A 15,007-nucleotide genomic window follows, 5' to 3' on the forward strand; every position below is an offset into this window, starting at 1 on the left:
TGTCACATATGCTCTTTAAGGGGCGATAGATTTGAAACTTAGCAAGCGGCAGGAAAGTATTCTGGAGATTGTCAACAATTACGGCCCTATCACCGGTGAGCGGATTGCGGAGATGTTATCACTGACCAGAGCCACATTGAGGCCGGATTTAGCCATCCTGACCATGTCCGGCCTGTTGGACGCCCGCCCCAGGGTGGGTTATTTCCACAGCGGCAAGTCCAGGTACAGGGTAGTGGCGGAAAAACTGAACAGCGTCCTGGTGGACAGTGTCAAGTCGGTGCCGATAGTTGTGAATGAAAAGAGCTTCGTCTATGACGCTGTGGTAACCATGTTTATCGAGGATGTGGGCACCCTCTTTGTGGTCAGGGAAGGGGGCCTGCTGGAAGGTGTCCTTTCCCGCAAGGATTTGTTGAAAACAACGCTGGGCAGCCATGATATTCACAACCTGCCGGTAAAAGTGGTGATGACCCGCATGCCCAATGTGGTGCACACCACACCGGAGGAGACTGTCTGGCTGGCCGCCAAAAAAATCATTGAGCACGAAGTCGACGCCCTGCCGGTGGTGCGCAAAGTGCCTCTGGAAGACGGCAGTGAAGGGCTGGAAGTAATCGGCCGACTTAGCAAAACCAATATCACCCGGCTTTTTGTCGAACTGGGAGAAGGATATTAAGGGGGTATCAGCCATTATTACTGATCACAAACCAGTTATCTACATTGTATCCGACTCCGTGGGTGAAACAGCGGAACTGGTGGCCAGGGCCGCCGCCAGCCAGTTTAATCACGGCGGGGTGGACATCCGGCGGGTGCCTTATGTCAACGATATCAACGAGATACCTGAAATCGTGGAGGAGGCAAGCGCTGCCAACAGCATTATTGCCTATACCCTGGTGATTCCAGAGCTGCGGGAAAAACTGGTGGAAGAGGCGGTCAAATACGGTATTCCCACCGTGGACATTATGACCCCGATGCTTGACGCTCTGGCGGGGGTGATCCACCGCCGGCCGAAATTAGAGCCGGGTCTCGTGCGCAGAATGGACGACGAATACTTTAGAAAAGTGGAAGCCATAGAGTTCGCCGTAAAATATGACGACGGGAAAAACCCCAGGGGCATCGTCCGGGCCGACCTGGTGGTGATTGGCGTGTCCCGCACCTCGAAAACACCCGCCTGCATGTACCTGGCGCACAAGCAGATCAAGGCCGCCAACGTGCCGCTGGTGCCGGAGGTGGCGCCGCCTGAAGAGATTTTCAGCCTGCCTACCCACAAGCTGATCGGCCTGACCATCCAGGCCAAGCACCTGCATGAGATCCGGCGGGAAAGGCTGAACACCCTCGGGCTTACTTCCAACGCCGATTATGCCAGCATGGAGCGTATCTTAAAAGAGCTTGAATACGCGGAAGGCGTGATGAAAAAAGCCGGCTGCACCATTATTGACGTCACCAACAAGGCTCTTGAGGAAACCGCCACCAGGATCATGGAAATTTATTATAGGGGGGAACGGCATGGCAGGTAAGAAGTACGTCTACCTCTTTGAAGAGGGAAACGCCAAGATGAGAGACCTGCTGGGAGGTAAAGGAGCCAACCTGGCCGAGATGACCAAAATCGGCCTGCCTGTACCTCCCGGTGTTATTATTACCACAGAAGCATGCAAGGATTTTACCGCCGCGGGGCAGAAGTTCCCGGAAGGTATGGAGGACCAGGTCAGGGAGAAAATCGCTGTTCTGGAAAACAAGCTGGGCCGCAAATTCGGCGCCCAAACCAGCCCGCTGCTGGTGTCGGTGCGCTCCGGCGCGCCGGTGTCCATGCCCGGTATGATGGACACGGTGCTGAACCTCGGCTTAAACGACCAGACCGTAGAGGCCCTGATCAGCGAAAGCGGCAACGAGCGCTTCGCCCTGGACTGCTACCGCCGCTTCATCAACATGTTCGGCGATGTGGTCATGGGTGTGGAGCACAGCAAGTTTGAAAGAGTGCTGGACCGCCAGAAAGAAAAGGCGCAGGTGCGCTATGACAACCAGCTTTCCGCCGCGGAGTGGCGGGAAGTGATTGCTGACTATAAAAAAATGATCCGGAGGGAGACAGGCAAGACTTTCCCGCAGGACCCCCTGGAGCAGCTGTTTATGGCCATTTACGCCGTCTTTAATTCCTGGAACAATGACCGCGCCGCCGTCTACCGCAGGATCAACAAAATCCCCGACGACCTGGGCACGGCGGTAAACATCCAGGCCATGGTTTTTGGGAATATGGGCGACAACAGCGGCACCGGCGTGGCCTTCACCCGCAACCCGTCCACCGGTGAGAAGGAGCTTTACGGCGAGTACCTGATCAACGCCCAGGGAGAAGATGTGGTGGCAGGCATACGCACACCGCAGCCGATCGCCTCCCTGGCCCGGGAAATGCCCGAGATCTTTAAGCAGTTTAAAGAACTGTGCGGCCAGTTGGAAAAGCATTACAGGGATATGCAGGACATTGAGTTCACTATCGAGCGGGGTAAATTGTGGATGTTGCAGACCCGCAACGGCAAGCGGGGTGTCCAGGCGGCAATCAAGGTTGCCGTGGACATGGTCAACGAAGGGCTGATTACCAAGGAAGAAGCTGTGCTCAGAGTCGAGCCCGGCCAGCTTGACCACCTGCTGCACCGCCGCATCGACCCGGACGCTAAGCTTGACATAATCGCCAGGGGGCTGCCGGCGTCGCCCGGCGCTGCTTCCGGCAAGGTGGTATTTGACGCCGACCTGGCGGAAAGACTCGGCCAGGAAGGCAAGAAACTGATTCTGGTGCGTACCGAGACAACACCCGATGATATTCACGGCATCCTGAACGCTCAGGGGATCCTGACCTCCCGGGGCGGTATGACCAGCCACGCCGCGGTGGTCGCGCGCGGTATGGGCAAGCCGTGTGTCAGCGGCTGTGAGGCGCTGCAGATTGACTACGAGCATGAAGAGTTCAGGATCGGCAATCTGGTGGTCAAACAGGGCGATATTATCTCCATAGACGGCTCCACCGGCAACGTTATCCTGGGCACAGTGCCGATGATCGATCCGGAGCTGTCTCCTGAATTTCAAAAACTGCTGGAGTGGGCCGACCAGATCCGCTCCCTGGGCGTCAGGGCCAACGCCGACACTCCCCAGGACGCCGCCAAGGCGCGGGAATTCGGGGCTGCCGGGATTGGACTGACCAGGACTGAGCACATGTTTATGGCGCAGGACCGCCTGCCCATAGTACAGGAGATGATTCTGGCGGCCAGCCTCAGAGAGAGGCAGGCCGCCCTGGATAAGCTGCTGCCCGTGCAGCAGGGTGACTTTTACGGAATTCTGCAGGCCATGGACGGCTTCCCGGTGACCATCCGCCTGCTCGACCCGCCCCTGCACGAGTTTTTGCCCAACTCCGAGGAACTGACTGTTGAAATCACACGCCTGCGGCTTAGCGGCGGGGACCCGGCGGTGATCAAGGCGAAAGAGGACCTTTTAAGAAAAGTAAGGTCTCTGTCCGAGTTTAACCCGATGCTTGGCCATAGGGGCTGCCGCCTGGGGATTACCTTCCCGGAAGTGTACGCCATGCAGGCCAGGGCCATATTCAGGGCTGCAGCCCAGTTAGTTAAAGAAGGTTTTAACCCGGTCCCGGAGGTTGAAATACCTCTGGTAATCGATATCAAAGAGCTGGCCTTACTGCGTGAGCTGGTGGTCAAAGTAGCAGGAGAGGTGGCCGGGGAGACAGGTGTGAATTTCCACTACACAGTGGGCACAATGATTGAGATACCCCGGGCGGCGCTGCTGGCTGACGAGGTGGCCCAGGAGGCTGATTTCTTCTCCTTCGGCACCAACGACCTCACCCAGACCACGCTCGGCTTCTCACGGGACGACGCCGAGGGAAAATTCCTGCGAGCCTACCTGGACCAAAAAATACTCAGCGACAACCCCTTCGTGGTGCTTGACCAGAAGGGTGTGGGCAAGCTCATGAAGATGGCTGTTCAGCTGGGCCGCCAGACCAGGCCCGGCCTGCTGGTCGGCATCTGCGGCGAGCATGGCGGGGAGCCTTCATCAATAGGCTTCTGCCACGCTATCGGCATCGATTTCGTAAGCTGCTCGCCCTTCCGCGTGCCCATCGCCAGGCTCGCCGCCGCCCAGGCCCGCGTCAAAAGCGATCCCGGCACGGAAAAAGATTACGGTACACTATAACAGTTGTTGACATAATAAGAGGAGCCTGCCGTCAACCCCGGCAGGTTTCTTATATAGGACGTGAGAGTGAGACAGGAGAAGAAGGAAATCGCAAGTTGAATGTAGAACATTCTGTAACAAAAACTTCATTTACATCTTCTCACTTAATCATCACAAAAATCCGCGACTTCCATCTTCTCAGGCAATCAAAAATTTTGCGCCACTTAGTATAATTAACAGACTTTACTCTTATTGATCAGGTATTGCTCTCACTGATCATGTAGTTGTATTTGGCGCAAAACTTCCGATTGCCTAGTCAGAACCGTCCCCTTGTCTGTCTGGCTTAGAAAAGTAGAGAGACCCGAGCAAGGTCTCTCTACTTTTCTTCTTTATTCGGCATTGGGTTCATATGAATAATTTTATCCTCTGGCTTGGAAAAATCGCTTGAAATCAGAGTTTTGGAATTAACCTTCCCGTCAACAACAACTTCTTGATAGACCCGTGTTTCGTATCCCGGTTTACCGGGATTTATTATACGGGTTTCACCTTCCGGCAGAGTGTTGTCCTGGATTATAACAGTTTTCGGGTCAATAACAACCTTTTCCGAAGTAATCCTGACCATGCTGCCTCTGTTCTTTTCCCCCCCGAAAATACGCATTGTTATTGTGCCGCCTTCGACCAGGCTGGAGATATACAGCGGGGTATTCATATTGTTAGAGAACTTAAAGTCCAGGTAATCGCCGGCTATTGTAGCGTCACGGTCTGGGGGCGCATAGTTTACCGGTTGCGGGTGGGAGTACCGTTCTTCCACTGGGAGATCAGCAAAGATCACCGCATTATAGAGGGTAGTGGCAACCTGGCATATACCGCCGCCTATATCAAGAGCGAGGCTGTCGTCTATGAATACAGGGGCCATTAAATAACCTCTTTCCGCCAGGCGAGGGCCAAGCCGTTTATTTAATGAAAATATCTCCCCGGGTCTTATTAAGGAACCGTTGACTGTAGCGCTGGCAAGTGCTATGTTGTGCGATCTGTTCGTGGCGTTAACGTCAAAGACTGTGGTATACTCCCCCAGCAATGTATTTATTTTTTCCAGATCCACGGAAGTAATATTTGGTTTCAAAATTTGGCCGAAAGCAGCCGCGTACAGATTTCCCCTGCCCAGTTCCTGGCGCGTTTGTTCCAGAGTTTTTTCAAGGTCAAGTCTGTAACCGGCTTTTTCAGGAATGATTATAACTTTATCTGACATCGTGACTGCCGCATCCTGTGGCGGCGTATCCCATTCATTTTGAAGGGTTTTAATTCTTTCCTCCAGTTTTTCATCAGAAAACGCAATCTTAAGGGCCAGGTCAGCTGGTGCCGCCCGGAGCCGCAGGACGGAAATTAACCGGTTAAGGTAATTGCCCTTATTAATGTACGCCAGGGCGTCATTAGCCGTTGAAAGGTATTCATATTTTGCGTCAATATCTGAGAGTATAATTGTATAGCTTTTTCCCGCATCTTCAATTATAAAAGCGCCTTCAGCTGGACTGGGCAGTTCGTTTTCCAGCTTTTGTGCCGCTTGATCCGGCCTCAAGCCCCACACAGGGACACCTTTAATGGTAAGGCCCTGCTGAATTAACCCGGAAGACCTCGTGTTTAGAATCGCAGCTGAGCCGAATATACCTGCGCCCGACTGTAATAGAAGGATTAGTGACAGGAATACAGCTTTTTTAACCACCGGCTCTTACTCGCGAATGTTCATAGTGAGCTGAATGTACCGGTCGGCAGCCTTGGCCCGTTCGATAATCTCGTCAGTAATTGTTTCTCCATCCTCAGCCACGACTTCGCCATTGTCGGCTACAATCCGCATAGTAACTTTTCTGCCCAGCAGATACTGCCGCTGTTGTTCCTCAAAATGTTTCAGAGCTTCTGCCGGCTGTTTGCCAATTGCAGGAACCGCCGCAGTATCCTTGGTTTTTGTTGAGTTTTCCCAATTATCAGCAATGTTCTCTTCCTGTAGTTCGGCTACCAGTTTTTCCTCTACCCCTTCTTCTACAACCAGGAAGTCACACCCGTAGGTCAGGATCAATTTCTTCGGAATCATACCGGCCGGTTTTTCACTGTTGACCGGAATGAGCTGACAGCCTATGATGTCACCAGTATTGTCATTGATAAAATATTCGCTGATGGAGCCAACCAAACGACCTTTTTTGCTCAGGACTTTTATGCCGGACAGACATATGTTATTCTCTAATAAATCAATTAACCCGGCACATTCCGACAACACTGAGAGGGAAGAACGACCCGCTACGGTAAGGGCAAACTCTCCAATCCCCTGTATAGCATTAAAGGCCATTGCTTTTAGCCCAAAGTACCATGTCTTGTCTTCCACGAGGATAAAATCAATCTTCCCCTGTTGTGGATTAAGTACCAGGTGCCTAACCTCACCTATTTGTTTGCCTTCTTCAATACTAAGAACCGGTAACCTTAAAATCTGCTGGCTGCTTTTCACTTGTTTCGCCCCCTTAAGTTATTTCTTTTAGCTTTTCAGCTGTTTCAAGATTTGCTTTTATTTTTATTATGTTTGGTATCTTTGAATAAGGAGCGTTAGACATCTTTGTAATCCTAAGAAGTTCGCACAGAGTGTCCAGGTAAATAAGCTGGCCTTGTAGTTTTTGTCTCAAAGTAAAGTCGTTAATAATGTTTTTCTGTTTAATAACTGATCTCAAAATCATCCCAGCCTGGAAATACTGGCCCAGTTCCTGATAAATCGCGCTTATCTCAAGAGACAGGGCAGCTGTAATCTGCTGTTCCTGGCTCATCATGAGGGCTGTGATGAAATTCTTAACCGCGCCGGCCAGGTCACCTGTGGTCCTGGCTTTGAACCCGGCGGAAATATAGTCGTTTACTGTAACTGGAGCGGTTGCTGAATCCATAGTATCTTCCCCGATTTTCTCATTATCCCGGTTTGGCGCGATTGGGTCTTCTGCGGGTTCTTCCCAAACAGGCGGGGCTCCAACCACCGCTGTCCCACTTTGATCAGGTAACTTTTCACCGGCAGGCAGTTTTTCAGCTAAAGAAAAAACTTCTTGGACCGGGTATTCTTCCCTTGCCCCGGGCAAATCCCGGTTAATATCATACAACATTTCTTCTTCAGGCATCTTTTCATCTATATCATATAGATCATCTTGTAGATCATCTTGTATATCATCTGTTGGTTCATCTGTCAGATCATCCGGTGGTTCATCCACCGGTTCATCCTCTGGTTCATCTGGTAGAGCATATGGTAGATCATCCTCTGGCTCATCTGGTAGAGCGTATGGTAGATCATCTGGTGGTTCTTCCGCAAGTTCATCTGTCAGAACATCCACCGGTTTATCTGTTGGTTCATCCGCGGATTCAGGTAAATCTGCTTTAACAGGAGTTTCTTCTATAATTAGAGACGTATCTTCCATGGACACGTTAGATTTAAGCGGCAGTTCTTCCTCAAGAGGTATATTTTCTTTTTCTATACTACCCTCGGCAGTCGGATGCGAGTATTCCGTGGAAACATCCAGGCCAGGGTCATCCTTGCCATGTGCGGAGGATACCATTTCTTGGGGTGGGAAAGCCTCCGGTTCTTCTTCCGGCATACCTGTATTGTCAAGGGTAGCGCAGGCATCAAGAGCTGTTATTTCCTTCGCCAGAATACTGGAAAAGGAATCTTGAACAAGTTCCTCCGGTAAGTTTTTAGCTTCCAAATCAGCCACTTTCAGTGGAGTGGGGGATATATTAAAATAAACCCTGTTCTCGTTGTAGCTTAAGGCAATTGCAATAAGAGTAATTAACCCGAAGTAAATGACAAGAACCTCGACCAGGGTGAGGTTGGAAATGGCTATTGGAAAAACAGATCCCAGGGCAAAGGAAATTCCCACAGTGCTGTAAACAATTGGGGGGCGCAGCGGGATATGTTCTTTAACAAGGTTGAGAATGGCTATTAAAATAAGACTTATGACCAATAACATGGTCAGGTATCCCAGCATTGTTCATCTCGTCCTTTTTTAAACATTATCGACATATTTCGCCTATAAATCAAGAATTATTTTTAAAAACAAGTAAAACTTCTTTATAAAGAAGGATGTTGCAGGTGGTATTGAAGAAGTATTATTTTGGTATTCTTTTTACTGGGGTGTTATTCTTTGCGGCAAATGAGGTTATTTGTTGCCATTAATTTTCCTAATGAAATAAAAAATAGTCTTAACTCTTTTATAAAAGATCTCAAAGTGCTTCCGTCTGACGCAAAATGGGTGAACAGCGAAAATCTTCATCTAACGGTTCAGTTTCTTGGAGACGTACCCGAGGATAAAGCTGTGTCAACTGTAGAAGCTTTAAAACGCTCTGTTAAAGGTGTTTCACCTTTTTACCTTACCCTGGGCGGGGTTGGCGTTTTTCCCTCCAAGGATCGCCCCCGTGTCTTTTGGGCCGGTGTGCACGGCGAAACAACCGCTTTGCTGGAGCTGCACCGCAGGGTGCAAAAAGAACTGGGGCGGCTTGGCTTCACGCCTGACCAAAAACGTTTTTCGCCTCACCTGACCCTGGCCAGGCTGCGCTCGCCGCAGGGGTTTGTGGCTGTGTTCGACCGGGCCGAAAAGCTGGCCCGGGGCAAAGAATTTGGCCGCGCGAAAGTCATGTCGGTTGATTTGATGCTGAGCGAGCTTAGCCCCCGGGGACCCAGGTACACAGTGATGGCTGGAATAAAGCTGCGTAACGGCTAGTAATAACTAAGAAGGTTTTAGGTAATTGAAGCGTTGTGCGACTAAAGTCGCACCTGCATTTATTGGCAGCCCAGAAGCCATTTCAGGGATGCCCGATACCTTAAGTTATTGACTGGCGGCTAAAAAGGTCTAGAAAAAGAATTTGGTGCATAAATTTTATCCCCGGTGGGTTTATTATCTGCGGGGGTTTATTTTCCCGCCGGCAAATTGTGTGTAATAACTCATTAACTTAGGGACCCGGTACCTAAGTTTGTTAAAGTATTTAGCAGGATTAATAGTTTATCCGTAGAATATTTTTAAGCCACACCAATTCAGGAGCAGGGATGGGGTGACTGTGATGAATATACGCCAGCGTGCTGAGGAGCTGGAGCGGCAGGTGCTTTCACCGCGGGCCTGTCGCAGCGCCGCCAGCAAAGGCAGGGCCAGGCCGGAGGAGGAGTGCGGCGTCCGCACCGCTTTCCAGCGTGACCGCGACCGGATCATCCACTCCAAGGGTTTTCGCCGCTTAAAACACAAGACTCAGGTATTTATCATACCAGAGGGCGACCACTACCGCACCAGGCTCACCCACACGCTGGAAGTGGCGCAGATTGCCCGCACTGTGGCCAGGGCGCTGGCACTGAACGAGGACCTTACCGAAGCGATTGCGCTGGGTCACGACCTGGGCCATACCCCCTTTGGGCATGCCGGGGAAATGGCGCTGAACCAGATTTTTGCGCCCGGCTTCAAGCATAATGAGCAGAGCCTGCGTATTGTGGATATACTTGAAGGCGGACGTGGGCTCAACCTGACCTGGGAGGTGCGGGACGGTATTTTAAACCATACCGGGCCGGACAGGCCGGCCACGCTGGAAGGCCAGATTGTAAAAATTGCCGACAGGGTGGCGTATATCAACCATGACATAGACGACGCGATCCGGGGCGGGGTGCTTACCGCCGGGCAGCTGCCGGAAGAATGCCTGGCAGTGCTCGGCAGAAAACACCGGGACAGGATCAACACCATGGTGCTGGATTTGATTGAAACGAACCAGAGCGGCGCCGGACCGATCAAAATGAGCCCGCCCATCCAGGCGGCCACCGACAAGCTCAGAGAGTTTATGTTTGAGCATGTTTACGTCGGCTCGGAGGCCAAGCGCGAGGAAGCCAAAGCCTGTTATGTTGTCCAGCGCATTTACGGGCACTTCCTGGAACACCCGGACGACCTGCCGTCCGAGTACCGGGAGCGCACCCTGGCCGAGGGCGGGGAGCGGGTCGCCTGCGATTATATAGCCGGCATGACGGACAGGTTTGCCATACGCGTCTACCAGAAGTATTTTTTGCCCCTGCCCTGGGTCGAGCCGGGATTTTAACAAAAAACTAAAATGTAAATATATGGATTACACAATAAAAAGTGTCGATATATGAAGGAGATTTTTAAGCTGAAGCGAATCTTCTATAAATCGGACGCGAGGGCCGGGCCGGATAATTAATAAAGTGCCCGGCAGGACAATATAAACAAATGTTGAACTATTCTTAATACTGGTTTTATAAGAAAAGGGTGATCAGGTGGGCTTAATCCCTGAGGAGATAATTGAAACAGTCCGCCTGCGGTCAGATATCGTTGAGGTGGTGTCCCGCTACGTCCAGTTGAAAAAGGCGGGCAAGAACCATCTCGGACTGTGCCCTTTTCACCATGAAAAGACACCTTCATTCACCGTATCGCAGGATAAGCAGTTTTTTCACTGTTTCGGCTGTAAGGTCGGAGGCAATGTTTTCAGATTTCTGATGCTGAAAGAAAACCTTACCTTCTCCGAGGCGGTGACGGTGCTGGCCCAGCGGGCGGGGGTGGCCATACCTGTCAGCGACAGCCCGGCCTGGCAGGAGAAAGACCTCAAACGCAAAGGGCTGAAACAGGCAAACAACCTGGCCAGAGATTTCTTTCGCCAGGTGCTGCAGCGCCACGACGCCGCCGCCCCAGCCAGGCAGTACCTGGCCGGGCGGGGCCTCACTCCGGAGGTGCTGGAGCGTTTTCAAATAGGTTTTGCCCCGCCTGGATGGACCTCACTGCTCGATCACCTGGGCAAAAAAGGCTACCGGCCTCAGGAACTGGTCGAGGCCGGCTTAGTTATTAAGAATGAAGCCGGGCGCTACTATGACCGGTTTCGCAGCCGGGTGATGTTTCCTATTTGGGACACTTTGGGCCAGGTGGTTGGTTTTGGGGGCAGGGTACTCGACGACTCTCAGCCCAAGTACCTGAACACACCGGAGACTTCTTTCTTCAGCAAAGGGAGGACCCTTTACGGCCTGCACCTGGCCAGACAGCCGATCAGGGAAAAGGGCCGGGTAATTATAGTCGAGGGCTACATGGACGTGATTACCGCCCACAGGCACGGGGTAACCAACACTGTGGCCTCACTGGGCACCGCCCTGACTGCGGAGCACGGCAAGCTGCTGCTGAATTACAGCAGGGATATAATCATCGCCTATGACTCCGACACAGCAGGTGTGGCCGCCACTATCAGGGGGCTCGACCTGCTGCTGGAACTGGGCTGCCAGGTCAGAGTGATTACCATGCCGGACGGCAAGGACCCTGACGATTTTCTCAGCAAACACGGGCCGGGGCCATGGGAGGAGTTAATTGACAGAGCTTACACTTTAATCGAATATAAACTTCAGCAGGCAGCCGCCAGGGGCCATGTGAAAACTGTGGCTGACAAAACTGAAGTGATGCGCCAGGTGTTTCCCGGTTTAGCTGCCAAAAGCGGTGTGCAAAAAGAGGAAGATTTAAAAACTATAGCGCGTGTTTTGAATCTGAGCTGGGAGACGGTAGCGGGAGAATTCAAGAGATTTGAGGAAAATTTGGGTAAAAAATGGACAAATCCGGATAATATTGCTAAAAACACGCATACTATTATACGAAAAGGGGAAAAACTGGATGCCAGGGGCAAAGCAGAGGCTGTTCTTCTGAGGTTAGTGCTGGAAAATCCTGCACGAGGCTATAAAATCCTGGCTGAATTAGGTGAAGAGCCCTTCAGAAATCAACAATATATGACAATTTTTAAACATTGTCTGGAAGCGGGCCAACACCCTGAGTACCGGCCTGAAGGAATGTTCAGCACTTTTGAAAATGAGGGTCAAAATATTTTAAGTTATATCTTAACACTGGATATTCCCGGAGATAATCCCGATAAGATAATGTATGACTATATACGTTCGGTAAACCGCTGTGCCCGCCACGAGCGCAGGGAAGAACTTTTGCGGCAGATACGCGCGGCGGAAAAATCCGGTAATGATTTTCAACATCAAAACCTCTTGCGAGAGCTGGTTTTTCTTAAAAATATTGATGAAGCTGAAAAGGCGCGCGACTTTGGCCGCGTCAGGAAATTAACAGGCGAGTACAAGCAAATTTTTTGTTTTGATACGGAAAGCACCTTAGAGAGGGGGGGGACAGTACATGAGTGATGATCTCATCCTTGAAGGCGTAAAGGAGTTAATCGAAAAAGGGAAAAAGCGCGGGGTCCTGACCTACAACGAGATTATGGACAGCCTGCAGGGAACCGACCTCAGCCCCGAGCAGATTGATGACATTTACGAAAAACTGTCCAGCATGGGTATAGAAGTAGTGCCCGAAATAGCCGACCTGGAACCAATCGACACCGCCGCCCTCGAGGAGCCGCCGCCCGAAGAAGCGGAAGTGGACCTTACCATCCCGGAAGGCGTTGGTATAGATGATCCCGTGCGCATGTACCTGAAAGAAATCGGCCGGGTGCCCTTGCTCACACCGGAAGAAGAGGTGGAGCTGGCCAAGCTGATGGAAGACGGCGAGGAAGAAGCCAAGAGGAGGCTGGCTGAAGCCAACCTGCGGCTGGTGGTCAGTATCGCCAAGCGCTATGTCGGCAGGGGCATGCTTTTCCTTGACCTGATCCAGGAAGGCAACTTGGGCTTAATCAAGGCCGTGGAAAAGTTTGATTACCGCAAGGGGTATAAGTTCAGCACTTACGCCACCTGGTGGATCCGCCAGGCTATTACCAGGGCCATCGCGGACCAGGCCAGGACCATCCGCATCCCAGTGCACATGGTGGAAACCATTAATAAATTAATTCGCGTGCAGCGCCAGCTTTTACAGGAGCTGGGGCGCGAGCCCAGCCCGGATGAAATAGCCAAGGAAATGAACATTTCCGAGGATAAAGTCAGGGAAATTCAAAAAATAGCCCAGGAACCGGTGTCGCTGGAAACGCCGATCGGTGAAGAGGAAGACTCGCACCTGGGCGACTTTATCGAAGACCACGACGCCAGGGCGCCGGCCGAAGAAGCTTCCTTTACCCTCCTGCGCGAGCAGCTGGACGAGGTTTTAAAAACCCTGACCGACCGTGAGCAGCGGGTGCTGCGCCTGCGCTTCGGCCTGGACGACGGGCGCGCCCGCACCTTGGAAGAAGTCGGGCAGAAATTCGGTGTTACCCGGGAGCGGATCCGGCAGATAGAGGCCAAAACCCTTCGCAAACTGCGCCATCCCAGCCGGAGCAAAAAGCTAAAAGATTATCTTGACTAAAATTCTCAGACGTATACACATTGACGAAGGGTCCAAAGTGTCGTATAATAACTTTTGCCGATGTTCCTCGATAGCTCAACGGTAGAGCAACCGGCTGTTAACCGGTAGGTTGTAGGTTCGAATCCTACTCGGGGAGCCAATCTTTGGGCCCATAGCTCAACGGTAGAGCATCCGGCTCATAACCGGCTGGTTCCAGGTTCGAATCCTGGTGGGCCCACCAGCTTAGTGGTTAGTGGTAAGTCGTTAGTCGTTAGATTATAGAAGAAATTCGGCTATGCCGAATTTCAACAAGAATCCAACCACCAACCACCAAAGACCCACCACAAAATATGGCCCCTTGGTCAAGCGGTCTAAGACACCGCCCTTTCACGGCGGTAACACGGGTTCGAATCCCGTAGGGGTCACCACTTTCGAGAATGGAAGTTCGAAGTTAGAAGTTCGAATAGAAGGAATTGGCCTAAGGCCAATTCCAACAAGCATCGAATATCGAACATCGAACCTCGAACTTCGAAATATGGGCGATTAGCTCAGCTGGGAGAGCGCCTGCCTTACAAGCAGGATGTCGGCGGTTCAATCCCGTCATCGCCCACCACTTAAGACACAGCGTGGTGCCGGAAAGGTTCCGCGCTTTTTTAATACAGGTTTTATTTTAAGTTTTTGTTTAGTAAAAAAAGGATAATCTGCGGCGGTGTATAATAATATAGCAGAATGATACAGGGGAGGAAGTTTTAGCATGATCTTATGCCGGACATCTCAATTTGGCTGCGCTTATTGCAAACACCCCGAAAAGACGCAGGTCCCCTCTACCTGCCCGGGCTACCGTGAAGCAAAGGTATGTTTATACTACCTGGAACGTTTCGTTTGGCCGGCGCCGTGTGATGGCTTGGATGAAGAGTGCCCTCCGGATTGTGTTTTTCAGTAAAGGCTGTCTTTGCCAGAAAACCGGGCCTTCCGGAAACCAAAGTTTTCGGAGGGCTTTTTTTCGCTCCAGTCAACAACTGACACCTCTTTGTGTATGATAGTAATAATGACTTGCAGAGGGGGAATAAAAATGCACGGGTACAACCATGTGCATGAGTGTGCAGGAGTCACAAGCTTTGACAATGACCACCACCACCGCTACAGGGGGAGCAGTAGCCCGGTCTGCTATGTGGGTGACAAGCATGTGCACAGAATAGTGATAATAATAGATATAGAAGACGGTCATGTTCACGAAATAGAAGTCATTACCGGGCCTGAGATTTACACAGACAGAGGGCACGTGCACCGCTTTTTTGGAAGAACCAGACGCCGCGGCAGGCCGGCGCATGCGCACGACTATGATGAAATCACAATGCCGCCTGTTGCCTATTTTTATTAGGATGCGTAAAAAAACCCGGCCCGTGCCGGGTTTTACCACTAATATATCTTAGTATATCGCGTTGATCAGCAGTTCAAAGAAAATTTTGCTGTCCATCTTAATCTGGTCCACACTGAAGCCGAGAACTTTGTCGCAGATCTCAATCACAAGTTTACCCGGGTCGGTTTCGTAAAACTGGACGGTGTACTCTTTGCCGGCAACCAAAACTTTTGCGCTGTTACCTACCAAA

At 51.3% G+C, this 15,007-nt stretch carries 13 protein-coding genes and 4 tRNA genes; 13 read left to right on the forward strand and 4 right to left on the reverse strand.

Features of this window, described 5'->3' with window-relative positions:
- Positions 1-31: 31 nt before the first annotated feature.
- The 3 genes from ccpN to ppdK are packed head-to-tail and all read left to right on the forward strand — an operon-like array spanning position 32 to position 4,176.
- On the forward strand, positions 32-670 hold the full coding sequence (gene ccpN / locus Pmgp_RS07820) for a transcriptional regulator CcpN (protein WP_134213443.1): 639 nt from the start codon (positions 32-34) through the stop codon (positions 668-670).
- Entirely contained in the window at positions 645-1,511 is an 867-nt protein-coding gene (locus tag Pmgp_RS07825) for a pyruvate, water dikinase regulatory protein (RefSeq protein ID WP_192902845.1), read from the forward strand. The genes ccpN and Pmgp_RS07825 overlap by 26 nt, the downstream gene beginning before the upstream one ends.
- Positions 1,501-4,176: a pyruvate, phosphate dikinase gene (gene ppdK / locus Pmgp_RS07830; protein ID WP_134213444.1), complete on the forward strand. Its 2,676-nt coding sequence runs from the start codon at positions 1,501-1,503 to the stop codon at positions 4,174-4,176. Before Pmgp_RS07825 ends, ppdK begins: the two co-directional genes overlap by 11 nt.
- A gap of 355 nt (positions 4,177-4,531) precedes the next feature.
- Here the strand turns inward: ppdK and Pmgp_RS07835 are convergent, their stop codons facing one another.
- The 3 genes from Pmgp_RS07835 to Pmgp_RS07845 are packed head-to-tail and all read right to left on the reverse strand — an operon-like array spanning position 4,532 to position 8,051.
- Positions 4,532-5,875: a VanW family protein gene (locus tag Pmgp_RS07835; protein WP_134213445.1), complete on the reverse strand. Its 1,344-nt coding sequence runs from the start codon at positions 5,873-5,875 to the stop codon at positions 4,532-4,534.
- 6 nt (positions 5,876-5,881) lie between these two features.
- Positions 5,882-6,649, reverse strand: coding sequence for a PRC-barrel domain-containing protein (locus tag Pmgp_RS07840; RefSeq protein WP_134213446.1), 768 nt, complete (start codon positions 6,647-6,649; stop codon positions 5,882-5,884).
- A gap of 13 nt (positions 6,650-6,662) precedes the next feature.
- Positions 6,663-8,051 (reverse strand): hypothetical protein, encoded by a 1,389-nt coding sequence (locus Pmgp_RS07845; RefSeq protein ID WP_134213447.1) that lies wholly within the window; start codon positions 8,049-8,051, stop codon positions 6,663-6,665.
- Between the two features lie 273 nt (positions 8,052-8,324).
- On the opposite strand from Pmgp_RS07845, the gene thpR reads away from it, so the two are divergent.
- From thpR to Pmgp_RS07895, 10 genes are all read left to right on the forward strand, one after another.
- Positions 8,325-8,891, forward strand: a complete 567-nt coding sequence (gene thpR / locus Pmgp_RS07850; RefSeq protein WP_134213448.1) for an RNA 2',3'-cyclic phosphodiesterase — start codon at positions 8,325-8,327, stop codon at positions 8,889-8,891.
- A gap of 337 nt (positions 8,892-9,228) precedes the next feature.
- Positions 9,229-10,239 carry a deoxyguanosinetriphosphate triphosphohydrolase gene (locus tag Pmgp_RS07855; protein ID WP_134213449.1) on the forward strand — a complete coding sequence of 337 codons (1,011 nt, stop codon included), beginning with the start codon at positions 9,229-9,231 and terminating at the stop codon, positions 10,237-10,239.
- 196 nt (positions 10,240-10,435) lie between these two features.
- Entirely contained in the window at positions 10,436-12,331 is a 1,896-nt protein-coding gene (gene dnaG / locus Pmgp_RS07860; RefSeq protein WP_134213450.1) for a DNA primase, read from the forward strand.
- On the forward strand, positions 12,324-13,418 hold the full coding sequence (gene rpoD, locus Pmgp_RS07865; RefSeq protein WP_134213451.1) for an RNA polymerase sigma factor RpoD: 1,095 nt from the start codon (positions 12,324-12,326) through the stop codon (positions 13,416-13,418). The genes dnaG and rpoD overlap by 8 nt, the downstream gene beginning before the upstream one ends.
- Before the next feature lie 64 nt (positions 13,419-13,482).
- A tRNA-Asn gene (locus tag Pmgp_RS07870) sits at positions 13,483-13,557 on the forward strand.
- A gap of 6 nt (positions 13,558-13,563) precedes the next feature.
- Positions 13,564-13,638: transfer RNA gene (locus Pmgp_RS07875), tRNA-Ile, on the forward strand.
- A 111-nt stretch (positions 13,639-13,749) separates the two neighbouring features.
- Positions 13,750-13,825, forward strand: a tRNA-Glu gene (locus tag Pmgp_RS07880).
- Positions 13,826-13,934: 109 nt separating this feature from the next.
- Positions 13,935-14,010 (forward strand) — tRNA-Val (locus Pmgp_RS07885).
- Between the two features lie 141 nt (positions 14,011-14,151).
- On the forward strand, positions 14,152-14,340 hold the full coding sequence (locus Pmgp_RS07890) for a hypothetical protein (protein WP_134213452.1): 189 nt from the start codon (positions 14,152-14,154) through the stop codon (positions 14,338-14,340).
- 129 nt (positions 14,341-14,469) lie between these two features.
- A complete protein-coding gene (locus Pmgp_RS07895; protein ID WP_192902846.1) occupies positions 14,470-14,778 on the forward strand; it encodes a YmaF family protein in 309 nt (102 codons plus the stop codon).
- Between the two features lie 48 nt (positions 14,779-14,826).
- Here the strand turns inward: Pmgp_RS07895 and Pmgp_RS07900 are convergent, their stop codons facing one another.
- Positions 14,827-15,006 carry a hypothetical protein gene (locus tag Pmgp_RS07900; protein WP_134213454.1) on the reverse strand — a complete coding sequence of 60 codons (180 nt, stop codon included), beginning with the start codon at positions 15,004-15,006 and terminating at the stop codon, positions 14,827-14,829.
- Between the last annotated feature and the right edge of the window lies 1 nt (position 15,007).

The sequence above is a fragment of the Pelotomaculum propionicicum genome (assembly GCF_004369225.1).
Classification (GTDB): Bacteria; Bacillota; Desulfotomaculia; order Desulfotomaculales; family Pelotomaculaceae; genus Pelotomaculum_B; species Pelotomaculum_B propionicicum.

Excerpts from the sequence above, each read along its gene's own strand:
- ppdK (WP_134213444.1), top strand. The coding sequence starts at position 1,501 with ATGGCAGGTAAGAAGTACGTCTACCTCTTTGAAGAGGGAAACGCCAAG.
- thpR (WP_134213448.1), top strand. The coding sequence starts at position 8,325 with ATGAGGTTATTTGTTGCCATTAATTTTCCTAATGAAATAAAAAATAGT.
- Pmgp_RS07855 (WP_134213449.1), top strand. The coding sequence starts at position 9,229 with ATGAATATACGCCAGCGTGCTGAGGAGCTGGAGCGGCAGGTGCTTTCA.
- rpoD (WP_134213451.1), top strand. The coding sequence starts at position 12,324 with ATGAGTGATGATCTCATCCTTGAAGGCGTAAAGGAGTTAATCGAAAAA.
- Pmgp_RS07890 (WP_134213452.1), top strand. The coding sequence starts at position 14,152 with ATGATCTTATGCCGGACATCTCAATTTGGCTGCGCTTATTGCAAACAC.
- Pmgp_RS07895 (WP_192902846.1), top strand. The coding sequence starts at position 14,470 with ATGCACGGGTACAACCATGTGCATGAGTGTGCAGGAGTCACAAGCTTT.